We start from the raw sequence: 23,639 nt of genomic DNA, 5'->3' as shown, positions 1-23,639 counted from the left end.
GCACGCGTCGGGCATCGGCTCGGCGGCGGACCAGGACGATGCCGAGCAGGATCACTACAGCGAGCACAGTTGCGGCCACCGCCGTCCGCCGGCTGCGGGTCATCGGGAGACCTCCGTACGCACCCACGCGGCGATACTGTCGGCGAGCTCGGACTGCCCGGCGTCCGTGGGACCACTGAGATCGGGCCACATCCGATCCTCGGTCAGCAATGGGGGATCGAGCGCATCGAAGTAGGGGACCCCTGCCTGCTCGGCGGTGGCCCGCAGGGCCTCGGACACCCGGATCACCGATTCCGGAGGCGGCGACTCGAACCACGATGGCCCGACGACGAGCGTTCGCTTGCCTGCGAGAATGCTCTTGTTGATCGCGTCGATCGCCCCCACGGATATCGCATCCGTCTCCGGGAGGCCGGTATCCGCGAGTCCGCCGACGATCAGGACGACGTCCGGGTCGTCACGTAGCGCTCGGTCGACCTGGTAGGTGAAGGCGTGCCCACCCTGCCCGTCGGCGACGTAGCCGGAGTCGGGAAGAGCGAAGTTGGCGACCGACCATCCCGTTCGTTCGGCCATGAGCGTCGGCCACACCACCCGGTTGCGGAACCCGGCCGACCAGTCGTCCCCGACCACCGCGACCCTGAGCGGGGAACGGTCCGCGTCGCTGCGCGTCGCGAGCCCCGACGCGGCGAGGAGACCACCTATCAGGACGACGGCGACGACTGTCGCCAGAATGCGGGGGAGGGTGACGACGTGTTTCATCGCGTGCCCACCAGGTTGTCGTACGTGTCGAGCAGTCTGTCGGCGACTGCGGGCATGCCCTGGTGAACCTGCACGGTACGGCGTCCGTTCTCGCCCATCGCGCGTGCCAGGGAGTCGTTCGTGAGCAGGGTTGCAACTGCTTCGACCAGGGCTGGAACCGCAGGGTCCGCGACGATACCGCTACCGGTTCGCTCGATCAGGGGTGCCAGTCCGCAGTCGCGTGTCACCACGACGGGAAGGCCGACGGACATCGCCTCCAGCACCGACATCGGGTACGGCTCGCGGACCGCGGGCAGTACGTACACGCTCGCCTCGGCCATTCTGCGGGGAACATCGGCAGGGTCGAGAGCTCCTTCCCACGAGATTCGGGCATCCGGCGCGGCCGCGAGTGCGGTGCGCAACGCCCGGCCGTCGCCTCCGTCGGGCCCGATGAGGGTGAACCGCGCGTCGACTCCCGAGGACAGCAGCGCTCTCGCAGTCTCCACGAACGCCGTCGGGCGCTTGCGTGCATGGATGCGCGCAACGAAGAGGACCTCGGGAGGTTTCGTGTTCGATCGGGGAGGGGTGTTCGATGGGCGCGGCGGATAGATGGGGACGCCGTTTCCGAGTTCCACGAACCGGGGGCGGGCGGGAACGGACCTGGTTCGCGTCACGGCGTCCAACTGGTCCTTCTCCAGCGGCGTCAGGTGGAACACCGCCCCGGCGGCCAGCAGCACCTTGCGCGTCCACACGGCGTCGAGCGGACCGGCGAGCGGATGGCGGGACGGAATGATCATGCCGTGGGTCTGGACCGCATAGGGGATTTCGTGACGTCGCGCGCACACCGCCACGGGAAGAACCACGAGATCACGACCGAGGTGGATGTGGACGACATCGAAGCCGGTCCGGTTGTGGTGGAACCATCGTTGCAGACCGGGCGCGCCGACACCTGCGAACCCCGTTCCGGGAACGAGGGTTCGAGCAGTGAAGAGGCGTACCGGAACGCCGTCGACCCGGTTCGGTGGCACCCGGTAGCCGCGGGTGCCGGCGGCGACCGTCACTTCGTGGCCCCGGTCGATCAGTTCCGCACTCTGGTTGAGCGCGACGCGGGCCGGTCCCCCGTATGCGCCGTCGGGATCGAGAAGCGTGACAACCTGGAGGATGCGCACGAATCATCCCGGGGTGACGATCGCACGAGGAGCACGCACGAGTGAATCGGGAGGAACGTCCGACGTCACGAGTGCCCTTGCGCCCACGACCGAATTCGCGCCGACGGTCACTCCCCGCAGGACGGTGGCACCGGCGCACAGCCAGACCCCGTCCTCGATGACAATCGGACCGTTGTCGAATTCGAAGGTCGGCGATTGCCGGTCGTGGCTTCCGGTACACAGATATGCGTACTGCGAAACGCAGACATCCGAGCCGATGACGATCTCGTCGAGGTTGTAGAGGTCGGCGTTCGTTCCGATCCACGAATCGTTGCCGATCGTAAGCTTCCAGGGCCATTGGACATTCACGCGATGCCTGATGAGCACGCCGGTACCGATCTCGGCGCCGAACAAGCGCAGCAGGGTGCACCGCAGGCGGGCCGGACACCACACCTGGGTGAAGATCAGCGTCGATACCACGACCCAGAGGGCCTGGGCCGCGAAACCGCGGCCCTTGTCGTAGGAGTGACCTCGCCGGGATCGCAACGATCGCTTCGATTGTGCAGCGGACACACACACCTCCGCAGGGCACGGCACTACACTTCGAGAGGGTACGCCGTGTTCGGCTCCGAGCGAGGGGCATTACGTGACAGTTCTCGCGAGAGCATCCGTCCGCACCGTGGCGGAACGGCGGACCGCCCACATCCGGGTGCTGGCCCGGGTACTGCTGTTGGCCGCCGGTGCCACGTCGGGCATTCAGCTGGCGAACTTCACCGTCACCGGATTGTCGCTGGTCTGTCTCCTGCTCGCACCCGGATTCCTGCTGATGAAGCATCGGGGAGTCGATCTGCTCCCGATCGTTCTGGCTCTCGTGGGATCGTTGTCGTTTCTCGTCTCGTGTGCTGTCAACGACGTAAGCCTGCTGTGGCCGAATGCAACTGCGTTTCCGGCAATTCTGCTCTACCTCGTCGGCCTGACGGTTCTCACCGCGCGTTCGATCGATGCGATCGCCACGGTCCTCGCCGGAATCGCCACCGGCACAATGATTTTCTTTCTCACTCAGGGCATCGAACTGACCCGGACCGGAAGCATTCCGGACCTGTGGAAATACGGTATCGCTCATGCGGTGACGATTCTGGTGCTCTTCGGGATGACGACCGCCCGCGTACCTCCCTTGCTGCAGGGGGCGGCACTCATGGTGCTCGGGCTGGCGAGCCTGGGGCTGAATTTCCGGTCCCACGCCCTCGTGTGTCTGCTCGCGGGCGCAACGGTCTGCACTCGGCAGATCCTCGGCTCCCGGATCGGCCGCGTCTGGCAGTTCCTGGGAATCGGAGCGTTCGGGCTCGTCTTCGCCCAGGTGATGCCGATCGCCGCTCGAGCGGGGCTTTTCGGAGCCGCCTTGCAGCAGAAGACACTGGAGCAGGAAGCCACGAACCTGCCGTTGCTGTTGGCCGGACGCACCGAACTGCCGATGAACATCACGGCGATTCTCGAGCGACCGTTCCTGGGATGGGGCAGTGCGTTCAACCTGACTCCGGACTTGTACACACAGGCCGAGCACCTGGCGATCAGGATGGGCTTCGACCCCGGGTTTCCGTTCGACCTCTACTGGCGTCTACCGCCGAGCGACTACTCGGCAACGCATTCGATCCTGCTGGGTTCGTGGGTGGAGGGCGGCGTCCTTGCGGTTCTGCTGCCGCTGTGGCTGCTGGTCGCCTGCCTCGGCGTGGTGTGGAACAGCTCCCGCTTCGGACGGTGGACACCGCTCGTGGTGACAGTAGCCTTCCAGGGAATCTGGGATCTGCTCTATGCGCCCTGGACATACAACATGATCGCGGAGTTCGCGTGCATCGCGCTCTTCTACTGCGCTGTGCACTTCCGCCGGTCCGTATCCGTCGCACCGGATTCGTCGTGAGACCGACTGTGAGCGTCGTGATTCCCACCTTGTCCCGGCCTTCTCTGGACCGGGCGGTGCGATCCGTCCTCGAGCAGACATATCCGGTCGACGAGATCATCGTCGTGGCCGATACCGAACTGCCGGTGACGGTGCCTCCCGACGATCGCATTGTGCTGCTCCGCAGCGGGGGTAATGCGGGACCCGCCCGGTGCCGGCAAATCGGTATCGCCGCCACCCACGGTGAAGTCATCGCGCTACTCGACGACGACGACGAGTGGTGCCGGGTCAAGCTCGAACGCCAGTTGGCAGCCGTCGCGAACGATGTGGGGGCGGGGACACCCTGGATCGCATCGTCACGGATGGTTGTGGTCGGTCCCGGAGACCGGCGGCGCATCTGGCCGCGTCGCCTGGCGTCATCGGACCAATCGATAGCGGAGTACCTGTACCGGTTCACCGGATTCACGATGGGTGGCGCCGCTCTGCAGACCTCGACCCTGTGCTTTCCCAAAGAGCTCGTGCACTTCGTGCCGTGGGACGTGGATCCGGACGCGCCGCACGAAGAGGCGAGCTGGCTGCTGCGGATCCGGCGCGCTGTCCCCGATGTGCGCCTGATTCATCATCCCGAAGTGCTGAGCACCTACAACGTGGGCGACCCGTCCTTCTCCCGGGCTTCGACGGACCGCACCGACGAGTATCTGGCCTGGGGATTGAGGTATCTGGGCGGGGAATCAGCGCGTGTGCGCGGTGACTATCTCAGCACGAGTCCGGTGAGTGCAGCGGTGTCGGCGCGATCGTTTGCCGGAGTGGGACGCTCGACGTGGTCGGCGATCCGATACGGGAGACCCGGGCCGTTCGCTGTCTCGTATGCGATCCTCGGTGCCGCACGCACACTCGTGCGCGCCGTCCTCGCGCCGGTTCGATGATGGCGACGGGCAGCGACCGTCTCACGCACGACGAACGCCGTGCCCTCGTTCGCGGAACGCTCTACCGCATCGTGGGTACTCCGGTGGTCGCCGTTCTGGGGCTGGCCAACACGGCCGTGATCGCGCACGAAACCGGGTCGGCGGTCTTCGGATTGGTGTCACTCGTCGCCACGATCACGTTGCTGGTGCCGTTCGCCGACCTCGGTATCGGCGCGACGGTGCTGAGTGCCGGTTCGAGACTTCAGGACAACGGTGACGATCCGGGTGCGGCCGATGTGATCAGGCGTGCCTACCGCGTCCTGTTCGCCGTTGCGGGCGCGACGGTGGCCGTCGCCCTGATCGTGATGGCACTCGACGGTTGGACGGTATTGGTGGGCATCTCCAGCGGCCCGGCGGATCGCTGGGCGATCACGGTCGCCGCATGTCTGTTCGCCTTCACGATTCCTGCCGGTCTCGGGTTGCGGATCCTGATCGGCATCGGCCGGATTCCTTCGGCGACAGTGATCCAGATGAGCTGCCCGGCCGCTGCTCTGGTCATCACCCTGACGCTGTACGCGATCCGAGCGGACGAAATCTGGTATGCGGTCTCGGCATTGGGCGGCCTGCTAGCTGGGCAGATCCTTGGAACCGTACTGGCGCTGCGCGCGAGCGGCCTGGGATGGTCGGCCTTTGCGCGGGTCTCTGCATCGAACACCGGAACCCGGTTGCTTGCGGGGAGTGGATGGCTGTTCGTCGTCGGGGTCGGTACGGCGGTCGGATTACAAACAGGTCGGGTGCTTCTGGCGCATCTGTCCACGCCGGCGGACCTGTCGGAGTACGCGGTGATGGCGCAGATCTACGGTGTGGTCTGGTCGGTGATCTCGACGGCCGGACTGGCCTATTGGCCGGTCTTCGTGAAGCGGCAGGGCGCCGCCGAGGGGACGATCCGGATGTGGTGGCGGCTCACGGCAGTTTTCGCCGTGGGCGCCGCGGGCGCAACCATCGGACTGACGCTGCTCGGTCCGTGGGCGGCGGACGTCCTCTCCGGCGGGCAGATAGACGTGCCGGCGATGCTCGCGTTGGCATTCGGCCTGTTACTGGTGGCGCAGGCCGTGCATTTTCCGGCGAGTGTACTGCTGGTCATCCCGGGGGAAGCCCGGTGGCAGGCGTTGTGGACGGTCGTGATGGCGGCGATCGGCGTGGGTCTGGGGTGCATGCTCGCGGGGCCGTTCGGCGCTGTGGGAGTCGTGTGCGCCGCGGCGCTGGGCGTCTACCTCGCGCAGGTGCTTCCGGATCTCTTGTGGGTCCCTAGGCTTGTTCGTCGTCGAATGACCGACGGTGCAGATCGAGCGGGGTGGCAGGTGGGGCCACGACGGTCGTACCGGGAGGCACGTCGTGAATCACGGTCGCGTTCGCACCCACAACTGCCCCGTCGTGCAGGGTGACGGGCCCGATCACGATCGCGCCCGCACCGACCCGCACATCGTTGCCGAGAGTGGGTCGTCCCCGTGCGTCGTGGCCGATGGTGACTTGCTGGTTGATCCAGCAATGACGTCCGATCGACTCGGCGGTCACGATCGTGCCGACGCCGTGCTGGATGAACAGGCCCGGCCCGATCCGGTTCGCCTCGAGGGTGAGAGTCGGTGCGGGGCGGTACACCGCGCGCATCACCATCTGCACCAGTAGTGGTGTGGACCGAAGACGGAAATGGACGAGCGTTCGGAACTCGGTGAGCGCGCCGGACAGATAGGCGAACCGCGAGTAATCGTCGAGCCTCAGCAGATCGTCGTTGTCGATGCAGCGCATCCACCAGTCGACGTCCTCGGCGATGGTGTCGGCCGCGTCGGAGTGGGCACCGACCCACCACAGCGGGTATGCCCAGATTCGTGCACACCGTATGAGCAGCGCCCGGTTCCGTCGCATCGTCCGGCCCTCAGCATCCCGGCTCGAGTTCGGCCTTGAGGAATCCCGCTGTCTGATACACGTACTCGGATGCCCATCGCCAGGGCGGCAGATCCGCCGGGCTCGCGATCATGATCAGCTCACCGTCGAAGCATCGCTCGAGGATGAATCTGGCGCGGGAGATGTGCGGTACGAACGTCACCACGATCACCCGATCCCAGCCGTACTGCTCGGCCATACGGCCCAGTTCGCGTGCTTCGCCGCGCGTCGTCGGTGGATCGGGAAGGAAGCAGTCCAGTTCGAAGCCGGGAAACTCCTTTCCGCAGTTCTCGGCGGCCCAGTCTTCGCCGGGTCCGTCGGGATGGGACAGAACGACTCTCGGGGCCCATCCTTCCATTCCGAGTTCGACACCGAGAGTGTGGCGGCGCCAGTCGTCTCCGCCGAGGACGAAGATCGCGTCGGCGGGCCGCAGCGAATCGATCTGCGGTCGTACATAGACCGGCAACCCGGCGATCAGTGAGGCGATCACCAGGAAGCAGATCGATGCCGCCGCAAGTCGGAGGCGAGACCGTGTGTTTCGAAGCGTCACCCACGTGTTCTCCGTTCCGAGCCGAGGTCGGTGACTCCCGGCCAGTCTAACGACCCCGAACAGCCGATTACTTCGGATGCGCGTCGAAACCGGAACGCACAGGCTCGCTCTCGCGGTCGCGGCACGATCTGCGACCGTCCCGGACGCGATCGACCTATCATCGGAGGGTATGGAGCCAAGCCATGAGGCGTCTCCTCGGCCGGATGTGTTCTTCGGGTTCTCGTACGAGATGTTCGACGACGCGGTCGGTCGTGAATTCTGCCGGCCACCGGACCAGACGCTGCTGGCGCTTGCTCACGATTCGCGGATCGGACGATTGATGGTCGCCGATCCCTGGCGTTCCTACGTGGTGTCGGCGGCGCGGCGGCGGCCGGTTCGGCTCATCGAGGACATTTCGGTCGCGGGGCGGGACGCGATTCGTGTTCGGCCCCACCGGCTGCGGACCGATGACGCATCCGATATCGGCACCGTCGAGCGTTCCTATCGACGTTACGGTGAGGTGCTCGGCCGTGCCCTGGCCCGCAGTCGCGGTGAGCGGGAGCCCGCCCCCGATTCGGCGGCCCTGGTCACCTATCACCCGTTCGCGGCGGCGTTCTGTGACTCCGCGTGGATCAGTCGGATCGTGTACTTCGGACAGGACGACTGGGCGACCGGGGAGGGGGTGGCCAAATGGTGGGACGTCTATCGGGAGGCCTACCGGCGCATCGATCGTCGTTGCGCTGCGATCTTCGCGGTATCCGAGGAACTGGCGGACCGTCTGTCGCCGCGAACGGAGGTCGTCCCCAACGGGGTCATAGCCGATGTCTGGCGCCCGAGGCGCCCTGCCGCCGATCGCATCGCGTCATTGCCTCGGCCTCGCGTGGTCTACACGGGCACGATCGACGACCGCCTCGACCGTGCCCTCGTGGAATCGACGGCGAGCATGGTGGGTTCCGTTGTCATGATCGGGTATCCCGGGGATACGCAGACCATCGAGTGGTTGCGTTCCCTCGATCGTGTGCACGTGTTCGACCCGGTGGGTCAGGACGAACTGGCTGCGATGGTGCAGGCCTGCGACGTCGGAATGATCCCGCACCGCGACGACCCCTGTATCCGGGCGATGTCCCCGCTCAAGCTCTACGAATACCTGGCCGCGGGTCTGCCCGTACTGTCGGTCGATCTCCCGCCTGTCCACGGCGTCGACGATGAACGGGTGCGCATCTGCCGGCGGGAAGACTGGGCGAAGAGCCTGACACAGGTCCTCGGAATGGGCAGCGCGACGGAGCAACATCGCCAGGCGTTCATCGACGCAGTGTCGTGGGAACGGCGGATGCGACCGGTGGTGGACGCCGCTGTCGGCTAGCTGCGCGTCGACTGTTGCGGCACCGGTGCGGGACGGTCTTCGACGCCCAGCACCCGTCCGATGATGTGTCGAAGCTCGGCGTACTGCGCCGGATGGGCAAGGCGCAGAGTAACTCCACCTGCGGCTGCGGCCGCGAGTGATCCGAACCCGAGCACCACGAGTTCATGGCCGGGTACAGCGATGGCGATCAACAGGTACGTCGCGCCGACCCACGTGGCCGTGTGGGCGCCCGGAATCAGTAGTCCGATCTGATCCCGCAGGCCGACAGCGAGAAGCCGCCGCCGGATCAACCACTCGACCGGGACGAGAAACGCGGTGGCGAGACTGTATCCGGCGGCGACTCCGAACGGGCCGAACGGCAGTCCCGCCACGATCCCCGCCGTGGACACCGCGGTGGTGAGCCACGCGTATCGAAGGTTGAGGGTGGCGTGTCCGAGTCCGAGCATCAGCGGCGCGGTCGACGGCTGATAGATCGCCTGCATCGCTCCGGCGAGAGCGAGAACCTGGACGATGGATACCGCCGGGTTCCACTGCGGACCGAAGAGCACGAGCACCAGTTGGGGCGCAGCCACGGCCGCGAATGTCATGACGGGCAATGCCAGGGTGGCGTCGGTACGGGTCGCTCGTGCCAATTCCTTTCGCAGTGCAGCGAGATCGTCTGCGAGCCGGGAGAAGACGGGAAACAGCACGGCGCCGACGGTGATGGAGGCGAGCTGGACCGGCAGCAGGAGCAGTCGATATGCCAAGCCGTAGAAGGCGAGTGCCTGAGGTCCGTGGAACCGCCCGACCAGCAGATTGTCGATGTTGCGGGACACGGAATTGATCAGAATTCCGGCCGCGAAGGCTCGCAGGGAAAATGCGGCAATCTCGCGGAGGCGACGAAAGTGAAGGTTCGGCCACCGCCCGGCACCCACCAGGAGGAATACCACGAACAGCACGATATCGGTGATGAGGATCTGCACCACGAGCGCCCAATAGCTTCCCCCGGCAAGCGCGACGCACAATCCGGCCGCGCCGCCGGCCATTGCTGCTGTGATGTCGGCGATGCCGATCCTGCGAAACTCCATGTCGCGTTGAAGCATCGCCCGCGGGGTGATGGAGGCCGCGCGGATGATCAGGCACGGCGCCAGTGTCGCGAGAACTACAGCGAGCTCCGGGGTCTGCATGAAGGACGCCCACCAGGGGGCAATGGCGATGGTGAGGAGTGTGAAGGCCGCTCCGACCCCCAGGTTGACCGTGACGACAGCACCCGGCATGTCGGGTTCCACGTGCTCACGCTGGATCAGTGCGCTGGAGAAGCCCTGATCCAGGAGCAACCCGATCACTCCGATGTACACCAGCGCCTGGGCGACGATGCCGAAAGCCTCCGGACCGATCAGCCGGGCGAGCAGAATCGCGAACACCATCCGCGAAACTTCCCGCCCCACCATCGAGATGCCGCTCCAACGGATTCCCCAGGACAGACCACCGTCGGCCATGGTCACCTCCCGAAGGGTCGTGAGCACGAACGTCGGCTCGACACGTCAAGTCGAGGCGAGCTCGTTCGACCGGTCGAGCTGTTCGATGATCCGGGCTGCGGCACCGTCACTCCTCCCGAGGTTCCAGTAGGTGATACCGAATCGGTCGCGCCACTCCCGCAGCTGATCCGCGCACCGGGCAGCTGTGCCGGTGAGGACGGCCGGAGAGCCTTTCAACAACTCGGCGTGAGCCTCGACGCGGGCCGCCCACGACGACCGAGGGGTGGAGGGGGAGGGGAAATCCGTGACATCGACGTGGTAGCAGCTGAACTGAAATGTGGGAGGGGGACGACCCGCTGCGGCGGCGGCAGATCGGACTCGGTCGACCTTCTCCGTGATCCGGACCGCAGTGAGATCTGTGACCGCTGCGTCGTCGATCGCATTGTCGTCCATTCGCGCATGCAGTCCGACGATGTCGGCGGTCCGGCCTGCCAGGTCGAGCATCCGAGGCCCTCCTGCGCCGACGAGTATGGGAGGGCTCGGCTGCTGGACACATCGTGGAAGTGCCTCCATGTGGTCGATTCGGTAGTGTTCCCCGACGAAATCGACGGTGTCCGTGGTGAAGTACCGGCGGATGATCTCCAACGATTCCGCCAGCCGCGCGACTCGGGTTCCGCCGCTGTAGAAGGGGTGGCCCAGCGTCGTGCAATCGGCGGGTTCCCAGCCGGCACCGATGCCGAGTTCGACACGTCCCCCCGAGAGAACATCCACGGTCGCCACTTCTTTCGCGAGCAGTGCGGGGTGGTGGAGGTCGTTCGGCACCGTGAGGGACAGGACCCTCAGTCGAGTGGTACTCGCCGCTGCGTAGGCCATTGCCACGAGTGGGGACAGTTGCCAGCCCCGGGTTACATGCTCGGAAACGGAGACGGTGTCGAAGCCCATGGATTCGAGCCTGCGGACTTCGGACACCCAGGTATCGCCGTTGCCTCGGAACCGAGGCATCGGCGCGATCATTCTGATCGAGTCGGACATGTTCCTCCTGCACTCACGTGAGGGTCTCGCGCACAGGGGTGAACCGATCTTCGTAGGCACTCGCGATGTCGTCGCCGATGGGTTCGAAATCCTTGATCCGGAGGAAATCTCGCAAGGAGGTCCCCGTGCAGGCCGAATCGATGTTCGGAGCCTCTCGCCGGCGAACGACGTCGTCGAGGTGGACTGTACGGAAATCGATACTGAACCGGGTCCGGCCGGACGTGTTCGGCACGGTCGAATGCAGCTGATTGGCCGAGAACAACATGACCCCGCCTGCTTCCGGAACTACACGTACCTGGGGATCGAGTTCGATCGGCTCCTCCGGCCTGGGCTGGTCCCGTGTGTCGCTGGTGATGTGCTGCGCGGCCGTGTGCCGCGACACCCGGTTCCACTCGTAGTAGTCGTAGCGGGACGAACCGTTACGAACAGGCGTGTCCCAGTAGCGGGGATGGAACGCCATGACGTTCTCCGGCACGACCGGGTAGATGGGGATCCACCAGTTGAGCTGGCTGAACGGAGCCGAATACCAGGTATCGCGATGGGGGTGGAAGGCGTACGAGATCCCGGAATCGAGGTAGCCGTTCGAGGTCGAGGTGCGCAACCGGGGAACATCGAAGTACGTCTTGTCACTGTCGCAGTGGTATTCGGTGAGCAGATCCTGGATCAGCCGCTTCGACTCCGGATGGTGGATGAACCGAGGTTTCAACTCGGCGAGCAGTTGAGCGAAGTGCTCGACCGTCATCCGGTGTTGTGCGGTCTGTGGATCGAGTGCGCCGAAGGCTTCTTCGATCATGGAGCGCGCGTGCGCAATCAGCGCCACGGACGCCCGGCTTGCCGGATACACCAGTACCTCACCGCGGTACAGGCGTTCACGCCGCTCGTCGTCGGTGAAGGCGGGGTTGGAGAGAACGGTTGTCATATCGAGTCCTGCCTTTCGCGCTGGAGCTGCGACCACGCTCCCGGACCGTCGACCCTCCACGATCCGGCCAGAGTGGGATACCGCTGTTCGACTTCGGGCCGTAGGTCGGCAAGTGTCAGCACCACCCGGTCCGGTTCGACGGTAACGAGTTCCTCCGGCGAGATGATCGGCACGTCGGTGCCCGGCATCCGGCGGCCCTGCTTGGCGGGCGAGGCATCGGCGACCGCTGTCACGAGCCTGCGATCGATTCCGGCCAGGTGAAACAGCGCCACCGCGCGGGACGCCGCGCCGTACGCGTATACACGTTTACCGGAGCGGGTTTCGTCCTCGAGCCAGGTGCGTAGGGAACGAACGTGGTTGTCGGCCGCATGCTGCAGGCGCCCGACGACATACGGATCGGTCGTCCCGGATTCGGCGTCGACGACTCGTTGCACGGACTCGCCGGGTGTCCCGCGCCCGTGCGCGGCCGCCAGCAGAACCGTTCCCCCGTAGAGGTCGAAGGTCCACGCGTCTGTGGCTCGCATTCCGACGTCGTCGAGCAACCGGATCAGCGCTGCTGTCGAGTAGTACGCGAAGTGGCCGTGGCGCAGTGCGTTCCACTGACCGAGCCGCACGATCGTGGCCAGTGAATGGAATTGCAGCAGCAACAGTCCGTTCGGTGCAGTGGCCGCTGCTCGTTCTGCGAACGCAGCTCGCTGATCCGGGTAGTGCATGATGCCGAAGCTGTCGATCACGACGTCCGCCGGTCCGTCGCACGGGGTAAAACCGTGTTCGGCGAGCAGTGGCAACCACGTCCCGCCGTGCGGGCTTCCGAATTCGCGAACCGTCGTGCCGCGGAGTCGGCCCGACTCGCGGACTCGTGCCACGGCGTCCGCTGCCTGTTCTTTCAGCGCCTGTGGCTCGATGCCACGAGGTTCGGCCGTAGTGGTGTCGTCGTCGGCCAGCTGAGCGAGCCCGCAGGTCGCACACAGGTCCATCGCGAGGGGATGTGAGACCTCGTGTTCGCCGATGGCTTCGGAGACAGGTGGAAAGTGATCGGCGGCAGGAACCTTACCGAGGTCGAGTACTCGATCCGGATCGGACATTCCACATGCTCGGCACGCACTCATGGGACCATGTCCTCGTGCGCATCGAGGAGACCGATCTGGCCGACGTCGTCGTGCTGGTGCCGCAGCCCCACCGCGACGACCGTGGATTCTTCACCCGCACGTTCGACGCGTCGATCTTCGACGAATACCTCGGCAGACCGGGTGCGTCCGCATCGTTCGTTCAGGATTCCCAATCCCGTTCCGGCCGTGGCGTTGTCCGGGGTATGCACGGACGCGCGGGTCGCGGGGAAGCGAAGCTCGTGCGGTGCGCCCACGGTGCGATTCACGACGTGCTGGTCGATATCCGGCCCGCTTCGCCGACTTTCGGGACGAAGCAGACATTCGTGCTCGACGACGACGAGTTCCGCCACCTGTACGTTCCGCCGGGATTCCTGCACGGTTTCCAGGCGCTGACGCCGACCGCGGACGTCTGCTACCGGATCGACCGGCCGCACGATCCCGCTGAGGACCTCGCCGTCGCCTACGACGATGCCGATCTGGCGATCGAATGGCCGCTGCCCGTGACGGTCGTGTCCGAGCGCGATGCGAACGCCGGGAGTTGGCAGGAATTGCTCACGCTGCTGAGGTGACACGGCGCATCGAGTCATCGAGAACTCCCGTTCTCCTGAGCATTTCGAGTCGAGCCAGCCGGGTGAATCGTTCGTCGAAGTCCTCCGCGGTGAGTCCGGCGAGCGTGTACTGCTCGTACAACTCCGCGGCTCCGTCGGCGACACTCCATGTCGCCTCGAACTCCAGTTTCGTGCGAGCAGCACCGAAGTCCACCCGGTACGAACGCGGATCGGATCCGTACTCACCGGTGATCATCAGTGTCGAATCGGGAACGGTATCGACCACAGCCTGTGCGATCTCCGCGACGGTCTGGTTGTTCATTTCGGAGCCGACGTTGAACGCGTTGCAGTGGATCGTCTCGGCGGGCACCTCCAGACACCGCGCGAAGGCCTGCGCGATATCCCGGGCGTGGACGAGCGGCCGCCAGGGCGTGCCGTCGGACAGGACCTTGACCTTGCCGGTGAGCACCGCGTGTCCCACCAGGTTGTTGAGCACGATGTCCGCGCGCAACCGTGGAGAGAACCCGAAGGCCGTCGCATTGCGCAGGAACACCGGGGAGAATCCGGAGTCCGCCATCGCCGCGACATCGTCCTCGACGCGCACCTTGCTCTCGGCGTAGGGCGTGAGGGGACGCAGGGGCGCGTTCTCGTCGACCGGATCCGACCCGGCCGCACCGTACACCGAACACGTCGACGCATAGAGGAAGCGGCGTACACCTGCCGCCTTCGCGCACCGTGCGAGCCGGACGGAGGCCTCGTGGTTGATCTCGTAGGTGATCCGCGGCTCGAGGTAGCCGAGCGGATCGTTCGACAGTGCCGCGAGGTGGATCACCGCGTCGAAGCCCGCGAGGTGAGAGGCTGTGACGTCACGGAGATCGAGGCGCAGCGTCGGAGGGTCGTCCGGTTCGGTGCCGAGGACGCAATCGGCGAAGAGACCGGAGTCCAGACCCGTGACATCGTGGCCGTGTGCCCGGAGTACCGGCACCATGACCGATCCGAGATAGCCCTGATGGCCGGTGACGAGAACGCGCATGATTCATGCCTTTCCGAAGGCGACGGTGGCCTTCTCCACGACGAACGCCTCGGCGTGCGGTCGCCGGCACTGCACGCCGCGGAGCCGCGACAATCCGAGGAACGCGTCTTCGTCGAACCAGTCGTGATCGCTCTGGGACGGGTAGTGCTTGAGCAGGATCCGTGCCTTCTCCTCGGCGATCTTGCGCGTCAGCGGGTGATAGATCGTCGTTCGAGGGGTGTCGGACTCCCATTTGAGGATTTCGTATCCGAGGATCAGGTGATCGCGGAACGCCGTCGGCACCAGTTCCGCGAGCAGGCGGTGGTCCTGATGAGCGTCCTCACGTTGCGGCGCGAAGACCACGTCCGGTTCGCACATGCGCCGGAACGCTTCGAGAGCGGTCTTGATGGCCTCCCAGTATCCCGGGGCGCGACCGTCCGGGACGTCGAGGATGGTGAACTCGATCTCGGCGCCGGGGCACAACGCCGCGAGCGCGTGCCGTTCCTCGATCTCACGCCGGGAATCCTCCCCGGCGATGACGAAGACGTGGACGCGTGTGGGTGCGGTCGCTCGTGCCGTCAGGGTGAGCAGTGTGCCACCGACCCCGATCGCGATGTCGTCGCAGTGCGCACCGATCGCGGCGATCTCGCGTACGCCCGAGGCCAGGAGTTCGATCACGACTGCACCCCCGCGGGTTCCGATTCCCACACCGTCCACGGATGGATACCGCGCGCATAGTTGTCGTCGAGTTCGGCACGTTCCTTGAAGGTGTCCGCCGGCTTCCAGAAGCCGTCGTGGCGGTACCCGAACAGTCGCCCCTGGCCCGCGAGGGTCCCGCAGACGTCGGTGACCAGGTCGCCGCCCGGCGGCAGGAGGTCGAAGATCTCCTGACTCAGCACGAAGTACCCACCGTTCTCGAAGATCGGCAGGTTGCCGACGGGGATGATCTCCTTGATCTCGCCGTTCTCGGCGACGTTGACGCAGTGGAACGACGATTGGGGTGGAACGACGAGCATCGAGGCCGCAGCCCCGGATTTGTGGTAGCACTCGATCATGTGGTCGAGGGGGGCGTCGGTCAGTACGTCGGCGTAGTTGGCGAGGAAGTACCGGTCGCCGCCGAGATGAGCGCGGACACGACGCAGTCGCTCGCCGATCGCGGATTCGAGCCCGGTATCGACGAAGGTGATCGACCAGTCGCTGATGTCGGTGTGGAGCATCTCGATCCGGTTGTCGTGCATGACGAAGTCGTTGGACTGTTCCTCGTGATAGTCGAGGAAGAACTCCTTGATCTTGGTCGCGCCGTAACCGAGGCAGAGGATGAAGTCGGTATGGCCGTAGTGGGCGTAGTACTTCATGATGTGCCACAGCAGGGGCCGGGGCCCCACCATCTGCATGGGCTTGGGAATCTCGTCGTGGCGATCGTTGCGCATGCGCATGCCGTATCCGCCACAGAAGAGTACGACCTTCATGACCTGACGCTCCTTACGAAGTCGCTGGGACCGATAGCGGTGTGCAGGGTCGGTAGGGGGAAGACCAGACGGCCACCCCACGCGTCGATGGTTCGGAGTTGTTCCGTCAGTTCCGGCTCGAGGTTCCACGGCAGCGCGACGACGACATCGGGCCGATCCTTCTGGAGGTCCTCCGGTGGGTGGATCGGAAGCCGGACGCCGGGGGTGTAGCGGCCGTGTTTGTACGGGTTGCGGTCGACGGTGTACCGCATCAGGTCGGGGCGGATGCCGCAATAGTTCAGGAGGGTGTTGCCTTTGCCCGGGGCGCCGTAGCCGACGACCGTCAGGTCGCGGTCGCGGCAGTCCAGCAGGAACCGCAGGAGTTCCCTCCGGATCGCTTGCGCACGGGGCTCGAGATCCGTGTACCCCTCCGTCGCATGTAACCCGGCTTCCCGTTCCTGTTCGAGAACAGCTTCGACCCGGGGGCCTGGGGGGCTGGCGGACTCCTCGGGTCGCACCCACAGCCGAATGGATCCCCCGTGGGTGTTCAGTTGTTCGACGTCGACGACCTCCAGGCCGGCGGTCGCAAGCGCGCGCATCGCCGATAGAACCGTGTAGTACTGGAAGTGCTCGTGGTAGATGGTGTCGAACTGGGCCGCGCGGACCAGGTTCAGCGCGTGGTGGACCTCGATGCTGAGCCATCCCTCGTCGGCAACGAGGATGCGGAGTGCCCGCGTGAACTCGAGCAGGTCGGGGACATGGGCATAGACATTGTTCGCGACGACCAGATCGGCCGGACCGTACTCCCGGCGGATGTCCTCGGCGGTGCCCTCGTCGAGGAACGCGGTGAGCGTGGGCACCCCGATCCCGCGGGCGGCGGCCCCGACGTTGACCGACGGTTCGATGCCGAGGCACGGGATGCCGGCGGAGACGACGTGGCGGAGCAGGTATCCGTCGTTGCTGGCGACTTCGACGATCGACGAGTGCGGGCCCAGTTCGAGGTCGTGGACGGCCCTCTCGACGAAACGGCGTGCGTGCTCCACCCAGGAGTCGGAGTACGACGCGAAGTATGCATAGTCCGAGAACGTGTCCTCGGGCGTGATGAGCGCGGGAATCTGCAGGAGGAGGCAGTCTTCGCAGAGGCGGAGGTGGAGGGGATAGGTGGTTTCGGGGAGGTCGAGTTCCTCCTCGAGGAGGAATCGCTCGCAGGGCGGGGTGGCGCCGAGGTCCAGCACGCTCAGCAGGTGTTCGGAATCGCAGAGACGGCATCTCATCGCTTAACCCCTCGGGCGCTGAGGATCCGCACCGACACTCAAATGGCGACGCAGAGTCCGACAAGCCCAGCTAACCATACTTGAAGGCTGTAGGAAAGACGAAAAGAGACTTCGAGATTGTTTTTGGAGGTTGTGGAGAAACCGCCGGAAAGCGGCCCTAGACTCGATGTAACTCACATCGTTCGCATTCGTCGGGGGACCACGCGGGATGTGTGCTGTTCGGAACCAGAGGGTTGGGAGGTTGCCCGATGTCGTTCCATATCGTCCAGCGAAAACGAACCCTGGTGGCGGGGTTGCCGGTCCGCAGCCCCCGCCGGCCGCTGGGAAAGCTGCGTGATCGAGACCTCGAGCGAGCATGGCATGCCGTCCTCAAGCAGGAGCTCGGCGGACCGCTCGCGTCCGCGTACACCGATCCTGCGGAGGAAGTCGGCTCGTACTACACGCAAACCGTGGGATACCAATGTGATTCGCTCGACCAGGTGACACCGGGTCATATCGTGTCCTGGGTGCCTGCGGGCACGTATGCAAAGTTCTCGTCGACCGGTTCGTTCCCGGGTGTGGTCGCCGATCTGTGGGAGCAGATCCACGACGCGGAAAGTTCGGGTGCGATCGTCCGATCCTTCGTGGGCGATTTCGAGTTCTATCCGCACGCGTACGCGATCGATCTCTACGTGTCGATCAGTCTTCCGGACCACGTCGGATCGTCGAAAGACGTTGGTGTGCAGTGAGTTTCGAGGTTGTGAAACTTCACTCGTTCGGAGTGGGAGGACTGGTTCTCCCGGGAATGGCACCCGGTGCAGCGGCCCAGCGTTCGGAACTGATGGCGTTCACCGAGGACCGCATACGGGCACGTGGCATCGACGAGGTCGTCGTGGCGTACGTGTGCAATCCCGAGGTGGGCTGGTCCGCGGTGGTCGGGTACCGCTGCAATGGTGTGGACGACCTCCCGGTCGGGGACTCGATGGTGACGGTACCGACCGCATATTTTGCTCATTTCACGAACGATGCCGACGACGGCGATCCGGTCGAGGACGTCTGGGATCAGGTCGAACTCGCGGAGAAGGAGGGACGAATCGAACGCGCCTACGGCGGTGAGGTGGCGACCATCCGATCGGACGGTGAAACGGACCTGTTCATCCGGTTGGTCTGATCAATCTGATCAAAAAGAGAGGGATTGAGCCGTAAACGTCTCATCCCTCCAATCCGTACGCGATGATTGTTACGAGTCGGTCGTTGCAGCGGACGTGTGCACGCCGGCCGGGGGAGTGACACGTTCGGAGGGTGAACAATGAACCGAGCCGTGCGGCTTGCGTCGAAACCGGTGGCGGAAACGACGCAGTCGCAGGTTTCTGTTCACCGGGACCATGCGTCGGGATATCACTTCGTGGCCGCCCCGCCGCGCGCTGTGCCGGATCTGTGGCGCGAGTACATTTCGGGTGCGTTGCGCGCCTACCGGCGCTTCGGGGTGGAATCCGCCCTGGACTACGAGCGGGTGCGCAGCGGTGAGACGACGGCCCTGTTCCACGCGGCACTCGATTCGCGGGGCGTCGTGGTGGGCGGGTTGCGTGCCCAGGGGCCGTACACCCGGGCCGAGGAGTCCCATGCTCTTCACGAGTGGACGACGCCGCAGGACGTCGACCGGATCCGGAGGATGATCGAGGCCCGGATCCCGGCCGGAGTCATCGAGGCGAAGGCGGCCTGGGTCGCCGAGGGACTGCCGCATCGGCGTGAACTGACACTCGCGCTGGCGCAGATGGGTGCGATGTTCATGGACCTGCTCGACGTCCGGTTCATGATGGCCACGGCGGCGGACAACGTGCTCGAACTGTGGAAGACCTGCGGTGGCGTGGTGGACCACCGTATCCGCGCGACTCCCTACCCGGACGCGCGATACCGGACACGCCTGATGTGGTGGGACAGGCATCGCAACCGTCCCCAGGCTCCGGTCGTCGTCGCCGAGATGCGGGTGCCGCCGAGCGGCGGGGACGCGAGGTGACTGCGCTCGGGCGTTCGACCTGGGAAGCGTCCGTGCTCGTGGAAGGCCGGGCAACGGACATGGAGACCCTGCATGCCCTGCGCGCGGATCCAGGCGTTGCGGTCGTCGATCGTCTGGCCGATCAGCTGAAGGAAATGCGGGGGATACTGCCCTCCCCGGATTCCGACCTGCTCGACGAGGCTCCGCGGTGGGTGCACTATCCGTGGCGGCGGACCGTGGTGCGGGTGCTCGGTCCCCGATCGTTCCGGCGACTCCGATTCGATCGGAACCGGAACAAGCTCACGGTGCAGGAGCAGGACCGGTTGCGCGAGCAGACGGTGGGTGTGGTGGGGCTCAGTGCCGGTTCCGCGGTCGCGCAGGCGCTGGTGCTCGACGGTCTGTGTGGGACGCTGCGGCTTGCCGATTTCGATGCGATCGAACTGTCGAACCTCAACCGCGTGCCCGGTTCGCTGGTGGACCTCGGTGTCAACAAAGCCGTCGTCGTGGCCCGGCGCCTCGCGGAGCTGGACCCCTATCTCGAGCTCTGCGTGTGGCCGGACGGAGTCCGGCCGGACACCGCGGCCGCGTTCGTCGACGGGCTCGACGTGCTCGTCGACGAGTGCGATTCGTTCGACACCAAGATCGGATTGCGGATCGAGGCCGCGAAGCGTGGAGTGCCCGTCGTCATGGCGACGAGCGACCGGGGGCTGATCGACGTCGAGCGTTTCGATCAGGATGCCGCAACGCCCTTCCACGGACTGTTCGAGGACGTCCGGCCGGAGCGGCTGGCAACCCTGTCCGCCCGCGAGAAGATCCTGTTCGCACTCCGGCTGCTCGGTGCCGATCGGCTCTCCTCCCGGATGGGCGCCTCGCTCCTCGAGATCGATCGATCACTGACGACCTGGCCTCAGCTGGGCAGTGAGGTGATGCTGGGGGGAGCGGCGGTCGCAGCCGCGGTGCGACGGATCGGTTTGGGTATGTCCCTGAAGTCCGGGCGGTCCGGCGTGGACATCGACGATCTCCTCGACGGGCTCGTTCCTCCGGCCGGCCGGGTGACGGCACCCGATCGGCCCGTCGACCTCGGCGGCCCTCCCGACGACCCGGTGGACCGGGTGTTGTACGCGGCTTCCCGAGCCCCCTCCGGGGGGAACAGCCAGCCCTGGTCGATCACTGCGGACGACGATTGCCTCACCGTCACACTCGCGGCCGATTTCGTTCCCACCGCCATCGATATCCGATGTCGGGGCACGTATGTGGCGCTCGGCGCTGCACTGCAGAACGCCCGCATCGCCGCAGCCGCCCACGGCATTCTCGGACCGGTGCGGTGGGCCGCCGACGGCCTCGGCCGAGTCGGGGAGCCGTTCGCGACGATGGAGTTCGCCGCCGGCGCCGACCCCTCCCTGGCCGCCCGGTACGACGCGACGCTCGCCCGCTGCACCAATCGGCGACCGTGTGACGGGACGTCGCTGTCGGAGACCGAAATCGAGGCGTTGCACGCCGCGGCCCGGCAGGAAGGCGGCGACATCCGCGTCGTCGAGGGCGCCGAGAATCTGGCCGCCGTCGCCGAAATCCTCGCCGAATCGGACCGGATCCGCTATCTGACCGAGTCGTTGCGACGCGAGATGGTGGCCGAGCTGCGCTGGCCCGCCTCCGGTGGCCTCGAGAGCGGGATCGATGTCGACGCGCTCGGTCTGGACGACGTCGAGCGCACCATGCTCGAAGTGGCACTGCGAAACGACGTGCTCGAACAGTTGGAGGAGTGGGACCTCGGCCAGGGCCTCGGGCGCATCACCGGTGAGCGCATACGCCACAGTGCTGCGGTGATCGCCGTGACTGCGCCGGGACCGGATCCGGTCGACTACATGCGTGCCGGGATGGTCACCGAAAACGTGTGGATCTGCGCGCAGGAGCTCGGGCTGTCGGTCCAGCCGACGTCGCCGGTCTTCCTCTACGCGGAGGACGACGAGGATCTGGTCCGCCTCTGCGCGCCTCGGGTACCCACGATCCGCCGGCTGCGTTCCGCGCTCGATGACGTGCTCGGATCGAAACCGGGGGACCGGCATGCGATTCTGCTCCGGGTCGGTCACGGAACGCCGGAACCGATCCGTAGCGCTCGACGCTCGGATAGGGTACGAAGATCGTCCTGAATTCGGCGTCGTACGCGGTCGGGCGGAGTCGTGCGCGGGGGACGCAGGATTCCGGTGACGCAGGATTCCGGTGACGCAGATTTTCGGTGGTGACAGATGGCTGTCGGAAGTGTCGAGAACATCGTCACACGTGTGGCCTCGTTCCTGATGCCGGTGGACGCGGTCACCCATCGGTCCGCGATCGAGCAGGTCTTGCGCACACTCGTCGAGTACTTCGGCGTGGACACCTCGTTCCTCCGGTACAACGACCACGACATCCACGCGACCGTCCTGGTGGCGGAGTGGCCCCCGCGACCGTTCGTCCCGGATCCGGACCCGTTGGGGGTCGTGTATTTCCGCGACGCCGACCCGATCTTCGCGATGACCGAGGACATGAAGGAACCCGCGGTCAGCAGTCCGTCGAAATCCGGCTCGGGTTACGCCGACCGGGTCTTCGCCGGGTCCGGCGTGCCCGCGGTCTCCGTCGCCGCGGTCCCGTTGATCTCGGGCACGGTCACGACCGGCACGCTCGGATTCATCAAGGCGGGCGAGCGGGACTGGAGCGAGGAGGAGATCAACACACTCACGATGATCGCGGCGCTGCTCGCGCAGGTGCAGGCGCGGGTGCGCGCCGAACAGGAACTGCGTGACGCGGCGTATCACGACGAACTGACCGGACTTGCCAGCCGTCGGGCACTGCTCGAACACCTCGAGCAGCGACTGCGGCCGGGGCAACCGGGACCGGTGGCGGTGCTGTTCCTGGACCTGGATCGGCTCAAACCGCTGAACGACTTCCTGGGGCACGCGGCCGTCGATGTGTTTCTCTACCGCACTGCTCAGCGCCTGCTCCGCGTGTGCGATCCGGGTGATCTGGTGGCGCGGCTGGGCGGCGACGAGTTCGTCATCGTTCTCGACGGTCCGGTGTCCCTCGAAGACGCTCAGCAGCGCGCCGACGCGTTGCGCTGGGCGGTCGGGATGTCGGTTCAGCTCGGAAGTCAGGTGGTCGGACGCGGGGGCAGCCTCGGCGTGGCGGTCGGAGAACCGGGTCGCATCACGCCGGTGGCGCTGTTGGGGCGCGTCGACGAGGCGATGCTGATGGCCAAGAGCAAAGGTGGCAACAGTGTCGTCGCATACACCGAGGACATGCGGGGGGCGAGCGAACGCCGCAACCTGATCGAGCTCAGTCTGCGGACGTCCATCGACAGCGAACATCTCACCCTGGAGTATCAGCCCGAAGTCGATCTCGTCGACGGCACGATCGTCGGGGTCGAGGCCTTGGTCCGCTGGAACCATCCGGTGCTCGGGAGACTGCAGCCGACGGAGTTCATCGAGGTGGCGGAGTCGACCAACCTGGCCGGTGAGCTGGGCGCCTGGGTTCTGCACGAGGCGTGCGCACAGCTGGCCCAGTGGAAGAAGGAGATCCCCGGCCTGAATCTCCGGATGAACGTCAACGTCTCGCCGGTGCAGCTGGTGAGCCTCGATTTCGTCGAGACGGTGGAGAGCACCCTCGAGGAATTCGGCCTCGACAGCTCGTCGCTGGGCATCGAGATCACCGAGTACGTGGTGGTCAGCGATCTGGAACGCTCGCGCATGACGCTGCGCCGCCTCGACCGGCTGGGTGTCCGTTGCGCGATCGACGACTTCGGTACCGGGTACAGCTCGCTCGCGCATCTGAAATCGCTTCCGGTGCAGACACTCAAGATCGACAAGGTGTTCGTGCTGAACCTGCAGCGCAGCAAGAGCGATCGGGTCATCGTCGAATCGATCATGGGTCTGGCGTCGGCGTTCGGTCTGGACGTGGTTGCCGAGGGGCTCGAGTCCGAGGTGGCTGCCGCAGAACTGCTCGCGCTCGGGTGCACTCGCGCGCAGGGTTTCCTGCTGAGCCGGCCCCGGCCTGCCGAGGTGATCGGCGAGATGCTCCGACGGGGCCGGATCGATCTGCCGTGGCGGCGTGAGGGGAAGCGCGAGTCGAACTGGGCCGAGCGCATCGAGAACCCGCGGTAGCCACGAGACTTCTGGGCGTGGGGTCGACTACCTGTACTGGAGTGGCTCGGCGCATCGGTGAGGTGCGGCTCGATTCGAGCGCACGAAGTGGCGTAGGTGAGTACCCGCAGTTCGTTATTGCGCCAAAAACAATCCTCAGGTAGGTTTTGAGGGAACTGGAGCCATTCATCCCCGGAATGGGGGTCCTTTTCCATGTACAAGAATGACAGGGGCACGGGGG

General features: G+C 65.7%; 22 protein-coding genes and 1 pseudogene. 10 read left to right on the top strand and 13 right to left on the bottom strand.

Going from position 1 to position 23,639, the window contains the following annotated elements; translation table 11 throughout:
• Positions 1 to 99: 99 nt before the first annotated feature.
• Genes I0Q12_RS16990 through I0Q12_RS16980 form a run of 3 tightly spaced genes read right to left on the bottom strand, consistent with a single transcriptional unit; the run spans position 100 to position 2,456 of the window.
• Positions 100 to 756, bottom strand: a complete 657-nt coding sequence (locus I0Q12_RS16990) for an SGNH/GDSL hydrolase family protein (RefSeq protein ID WP_197253013.1) — start codon at positions 754 to 756, stop codon at positions 100 to 102.
• Complete coding sequence (locus I0Q12_RS34925) at positions 753 to 1,904, bottom strand: glycosyltransferase (RefSeq protein ID WP_197253012.1); 1,152 nt, start codon at positions 1,902 to 1,904, stop codon at positions 753 to 755. The genes I0Q12_RS16990 and I0Q12_RS34925 overlap by 4 nt, the downstream gene beginning before the upstream one ends.
• 3 nt (positions 1,905 to 1,907) lie before the next feature.
• On the bottom strand, positions 1,908 to 2,456 hold the full coding sequence (locus tag I0Q12_RS16980; protein WP_197253011.1) for a WcaF family extracellular polysaccharide biosynthesis acetyltransferase: 549 nt from the start codon (positions 2,454 to 2,456) through the stop codon (positions 1,908 to 1,910).
• Between the two features lie 73 nt (positions 2,457 to 2,529).
• Between I0Q12_RS16980 and I0Q12_RS16975 the strand changes: the two genes are divergently transcribed.
• The 3 genes and pseudogenes from I0Q12_RS16975 to I0Q12_RS33055 form a co-directional block, all read left to right on the top strand.
• The gene (locus I0Q12_RS16975) at positions 2,530 to 3,798 is read left to right on the top strand and encodes a hypothetical protein (protein ID WP_248676281.1); all 1,269 of its coding nucleotides are present in this window, start codon (positions 2,530 to 2,532) and stop codon (positions 3,796 to 3,798) included.
• Positions 3,795 to 4,703, top strand: a complete 909-nt coding sequence (locus I0Q12_RS16970; protein WP_197253010.1) for a glycosyltransferase family A protein — start codon at positions 3,795 to 3,797, stop codon at positions 4,701 to 4,703. The genes I0Q12_RS16975 and I0Q12_RS16970 overlap by 4 nt, the downstream gene beginning before the upstream one ends.
• A pseudogene (locus I0Q12_RS33055) lies at positions 4,700 to 5,590 on the top strand (oligosaccharide flippase family protein); the annotation flags it as partial. The gene I0Q12_RS16970 and the pseudogene I0Q12_RS33055, both read left to right, overlap by 4 nt.
• A gap of 400 nt (positions 5,591 to 5,990) precedes the next feature.
• Here I0Q12_RS33055 and I0Q12_RS16960 read toward each other — a convergent pair.
• Positions 5,991 to 6,605, bottom strand: coding sequence for a serine acetyltransferase (locus I0Q12_RS16960; protein ID WP_197253009.1), 615 nt, complete (start codon positions 6,603 to 6,605; stop codon positions 5,991 to 5,993).
• Positions 6,606 to 6,615: 10 nt separating this feature from the next.
• Complete coding sequence (locus I0Q12_RS16955; protein WP_248676282.1) at positions 6,616 to 7,113, bottom strand: YdcF family protein; 498 nt, start codon at positions 7,111 to 7,113, stop codon at positions 6,616 to 6,618.
• 229 nt (positions 7,114 to 7,342) lie between these two features.
• Between I0Q12_RS16955 and I0Q12_RS16950 the strand changes: the two genes are divergently transcribed.
• Positions 7,343 to 8,515, top strand: coding sequence for a glycosyltransferase (locus tag I0Q12_RS16950; RefSeq protein WP_197253008.1), 1,173 nt, complete (start codon positions 7,343 to 7,345; stop codon positions 8,513 to 8,515).
• Here I0Q12_RS16950 and I0Q12_RS16945 read toward each other — a convergent pair.
• The 4 genes from I0Q12_RS16945 to I0Q12_RS16930 are packed head-to-tail and all read right to left on the bottom strand — an operon-like array spanning position 8,512 to position 13,032.
• Positions 8,512 to 9,993, bottom strand: coding sequence for a lipopolysaccharide biosynthesis protein (locus tag I0Q12_RS16945; RefSeq protein WP_231610859.1), 1,482 nt, complete (start codon positions 9,991 to 9,993; stop codon positions 8,512 to 8,514). The genes I0Q12_RS16950 and I0Q12_RS16945 overlap by 4 nt on opposite strands.
• A gap of 45 nt (positions 9,994 to 10,038) precedes the next feature.
• A complete protein-coding gene (locus I0Q12_RS16940) occupies positions 10,039 to 10,974 on the bottom strand; it encodes a TIGR03621 family F420-dependent LLM class oxidoreductase (protein WP_197253006.1) in 936 nt (311 codons plus the stop codon).
• Positions 10,975 to 11,017: 43 nt separating this feature from the next.
• Positions 11,018 to 11,923, bottom strand: coding sequence for a hypothetical protein (locus tag I0Q12_RS16935; RefSeq protein ID WP_197253005.1), 906 nt, complete (start codon positions 11,921 to 11,923; stop codon positions 11,018 to 11,020).
• Complete coding sequence (locus I0Q12_RS16930; protein WP_197253004.1) at positions 11,920 to 13,032, bottom strand: methyltransferase domain-containing protein; 1,113 nt, start codon at positions 13,030 to 13,032, stop codon at positions 11,920 to 11,922. Before I0Q12_RS16930 ends, I0Q12_RS16935 begins: the two co-directional genes overlap by 4 nt.
• 14 nt (positions 13,033 to 13,046) lie before the next feature.
• Between I0Q12_RS16930 and rfbC the strand changes: the two genes are divergently transcribed.
• On the top strand, positions 13,047 to 13,601 hold the full coding sequence (gene rfbC / locus I0Q12_RS16925; protein WP_197253003.1) for a dTDP-4-dehydrorhamnose 3,5-epimerase: 555 nt from the start codon (positions 13,047 to 13,049) through the stop codon (positions 13,599 to 13,601).
• On the opposite strand, the gene I0Q12_RS16920 is transcribed toward rfbC, so the two are convergent.
• Genes I0Q12_RS16920 through I0Q12_RS16905 form a run of 4 tightly spaced genes read right to left on the bottom strand, consistent with a single transcriptional unit; the run spans position 13,585 to position 17,314 of the window.
• Positions 13,585 to 14,613 (bottom strand): NAD(P)-dependent oxidoreductase, encoded by a 1,029-nt coding sequence (locus I0Q12_RS16920; protein WP_197253002.1) that lies wholly within the window; start codon positions 14,611 to 14,613, stop codon positions 13,585 to 13,587. The two genes, rfbC and I0Q12_RS16920, sit on opposite strands and share 17 nt — an antisense overlap.
• Positions 14,614 to 14,616: 3 nt before the next feature.
• Positions 14,617 to 15,270 carry a PIG-L deacetylase family protein gene (locus I0Q12_RS16915; protein ID WP_197253001.1) on the bottom strand — a complete coding sequence of 218 codons (654 nt, stop codon included), beginning with the start codon at positions 15,268 to 15,270 and terminating at the stop codon, positions 14,617 to 14,619.
• Positions 15,267 to 16,061 carry a glucose-1-phosphate cytidylyltransferase gene (locus tag I0Q12_RS16910; protein ID WP_197253000.1) on the bottom strand — a complete coding sequence of 265 codons (795 nt, stop codon included), beginning with the start codon at positions 16,059 to 16,061 and terminating at the stop codon, positions 15,267 to 15,269. The genes I0Q12_RS16915 and I0Q12_RS16910 overlap by 4 nt, the downstream gene beginning before the upstream one ends.
• Complete coding sequence (locus I0Q12_RS16905) at positions 16,058 to 17,314, bottom strand: class I SAM-dependent methyltransferase (RefSeq protein WP_197252999.1); 1,257 nt, start codon at positions 17,312 to 17,314, stop codon at positions 16,058 to 16,060. Before I0Q12_RS16905 ends, I0Q12_RS16910 begins: the two co-directional genes overlap by 4 nt.
• Positions 17,315 to 17,562: 248 nt before the next feature.
• On the opposite strand from I0Q12_RS16905, the gene I0Q12_RS16900 reads away from it, so the two are divergent.
• From I0Q12_RS16900 to I0Q12_RS16880, 5 genes are all read left to right on the top strand, one after another.
• A complete protein-coding gene (locus I0Q12_RS16900; protein ID WP_197252998.1) occupies positions 17,563 to 18,042 on the top strand; it encodes a GyrI-like domain-containing protein in 480 nt (159 codons plus the stop codon).
• A 56-nt stretch (positions 18,043 to 18,098) separates the two neighbouring features.
• Entirely contained in the window at positions 18,099 to 18,464 is a 366-nt protein-coding gene (locus I0Q12_RS16895; RefSeq protein ID WP_231610852.1) for a hypothetical protein, read from the top strand.
• A gap of 234 nt (positions 18,465 to 18,698) precedes the next feature.
• Positions 18,699 to 19,310 carry a hypothetical protein gene (locus tag I0Q12_RS16890; RefSeq protein WP_248676286.1) on the top strand — a complete coding sequence of 204 codons (612 nt, stop codon included), beginning with the start codon at positions 18,699 to 18,701 and terminating at the stop codon, positions 19,308 to 19,310.
• Positions 19,307 to 21,436, top strand: coding sequence for an Rv1355c family protein (locus I0Q12_RS16885; protein WP_197252996.1), 2,130 nt, complete (start codon positions 19,307 to 19,309; stop codon positions 21,434 to 21,436). Before I0Q12_RS16890 ends, I0Q12_RS16885 begins: the two co-directional genes overlap by 4 nt.
• Positions 21,437 to 21,532: 96 nt before the next feature.
• Positions 21,533 to 23,419 (top strand): EAL domain-containing protein, encoded by a 1,887-nt coding sequence (locus tag I0Q12_RS16880; protein ID WP_197252995.1) that lies wholly within the window; start codon positions 21,533 to 21,535, stop codon positions 23,417 to 23,419.
• Positions 23,420 to 23,639: the final 220 nt, after the last annotated feature.

The organism is Rhodococcus sp. CX, from assembly GCF_015865005.1.
Lineage (GTDB): Bacteria > Actinomycetota > Actinomycetes > Mycobacteriales > Mycobacteriaceae > Rhodococcus.
The sequence above is the reverse complement of the archived record's forward strand: the minus strand, read 5'-3'. Positions and strand labels throughout refer to the sequence as shown.